Origin of the sequence: Rhizobium tibeticum, from assembly GCF_900110205.1 — a bacterium.
In the GTDB taxonomy this organism is placed as follows: Bacteria; Pseudomonadota; Alphaproteobacteria; order Rhizobiales; family Rhizobiaceae; genus Rhizobium; species Rhizobium tibeticum.
In genome coordinates this window covers 1-1,423 of the sequence record NZ_FOCV01000149.1, presented here as the reverse complement: position 1 = coordinate 1,423, position 1,423 = coordinate 1, and the positions used below count along the sequence as shown (strand labels likewise).

3 protein-coding genes and 1 pseudogene are annotated in these 1,423 nt (G+C 57.8%); 1 reads left to right on the top strand and 3 read right to left on the bottom strand.

Annotated features, from left to right (window positions below; all coding sequences use genetic code 11):
- Positions 1-99: pseudogene (locus BSG20_RS38340) on the top strand (thermonuclease family protein); the annotation flags it as partial.
- A 45-nt stretch (positions 100-144) separates the two neighbouring features.
- On the opposite strand, the gene BSG20_RS36960 reads toward BSG20_RS38340, so the two are convergent.
- The 3 genes from BSG20_RS36960 to tnpA form a co-directional block, all read right to left on the bottom strand.
- Complete coding sequence (locus tag BSG20_RS36960) at positions 145-318, bottom strand: hypothetical protein (RefSeq protein ID WP_177309941.1); 174 nt, start codon at positions 316-318, stop codon at positions 145-147.
- A 228-nt stretch (positions 319-546) separates the two neighbouring features.
- On the bottom strand, positions 547-813 hold the full coding sequence (gene tnpB, locus BSG20_RS35315) for an IS66 family insertion sequence element accessory protein TnpB (protein ID WP_093042021.1): 267 nt from the start codon (positions 811-813) through the stop codon (positions 547-549).
- A complete protein-coding gene (gene tnpA / locus BSG20_RS35310; protein WP_080590331.1) occupies positions 794-1,252 on the bottom strand; it encodes an IS66-like element accessory protein TnpA in 459 nt (152 codons plus the stop codon). The genes tnpB and tnpA overlap by 20 nt, the downstream gene beginning before the upstream one ends.
- Between the last annotated feature and the right edge of the window lie 171 nt (positions 1,253-1,423).

Sequence of the window (1,423 nt, the reverse complement as noted above, 5' to 3'; positions counted from 1 at the left end):
CTTCGGGTTCTCGTCCGGGATGGACGAAGCCTCGGCGATCGGTTGGTCTCAGAGGGTCTGGCACGAACGTGGTCAGGTAGGCGCGAGCCCTGGTGCTGAGGGACCGACCCGCCGGAGCGGGCCAGATCCTTTCTTTGGGGCGCCTTACGGGCGCCTGTTCCAGTCGGTCTCGAAGTTGACCTCGATGTCGATGAAGAACGGGATCTTGATCGCGAGCTTCAGACCGAGCTTTCCTTTCCGGAAGAAGTGACCGATGACCCTGCCGAGAGTGCGCAGACGGCGGCCGGTGGCGGTGAGGTATTTTGCGAGCTGTTGCATGATGAACTCCAATGAAAGAACACAAGGGGCAAGACACCACCATTTGGCGGCTTTTCCTTGCGTTCGGTTATGTTTTGACCGGCATTTGTGCCGCTCGGCAAAAGTCCTTCATTCCGTAGGACAGATTGCTTTTCCGTCTTTCGGTTCTGAACCATGCTCCAATGCGTGACCCTGATGCCTGTGGCTTCGGTCACAGAATGGCGTTCGGCTCCCGGCTTCCCATTCTCCTCAAGAGGCGCAGCCCAGTCCTGCCGGGCTCGCTAAGTAAACATCAGGACAACCGGGATATCGTCGACGCGCCTTCCATGGTGCTTTCGCCGCGCAGCTCGTAAGCATCCGGTCACGGCGGCGATTGCAAAAGGCAAAGACCGCAGGCGCAAACGGGTCGAGCTCCATCGTCTTCTGCACCAGGACCGCAAGGCTGTTGATGCCGGCGCGGAAGTCGATCGGTTCGCGGTGCAGGTAGACCTTGAGATCAGCGGCCAGTCTGAACATGGCCCAATGCTCCGATGACAGCCGTCAACGCATCCACATCCCTGCATTCCAGCGAAAGCTTCACGCCGTTTGGCAGCAACGCGCTGATTTTGGATAAACCTGACGGATGGCCCGTCTTCTCCAGTGATGCTCGTTGTTCTTCATCACACGTGACCGACATATCCAGCGAGCAGGTCCCGACAGGCAGGCTGCCGTCTGCTGCCACGACCGGGATAAACGCCGATCGTGGAGATACCGCCAGGGGGCCAGACTCCCTGGCCTCCTTGACCCACTTGCGCAGTAGGTTGGCATTGATCCCATGCGTAAGCGCAAGGCCGGATATCGACACACCAGGTTCAAGGCAGGCCGCAACAAGCCGCGCCTTTGATCCTGGATCGTAGCGGCGTCGACCATCGCGCCCCACATGCCGCACACGCAGTTTCTGCTCTTCGTCACTCATATTTGGTGTCCACCTATTTTAAGTGGACACTTCATGCGGCAGAGGCATCAACGAGAAAAGGCGCATGGAAATGAGCGCTTATACCAACGTGAGCGGTCTCTGACTCGTTTTGCGGTTTCCAAATCAGTTGAATTCTGAATCTATGTCGCAAACGGAGGTTTGCGGATGACA

Bases quoted from the DNA above. Each gene is read 5' to 3' on its own strand.
- BSG20_RS36960 (WP_177309941.1), bottom strand. From the start codon at position 318: ATGCAACAGCTCGCAAAATACCTCACCGCCACCGGCCGCCGTCTGCGC.
- tnpB (WP_093042021.1), bottom strand. From the start codon at position 813: ATGTTCAGACTGGCCGCTGATCTCAAGGTCTACCTGCACCGCGAACCG.
- tnpA (WP_080590331.1), bottom strand. From the start codon at position 1,252: ATGAGTGACGAAGAGCAGAAACTGCGTGTGCGGCATGTGGGGCGCGAT.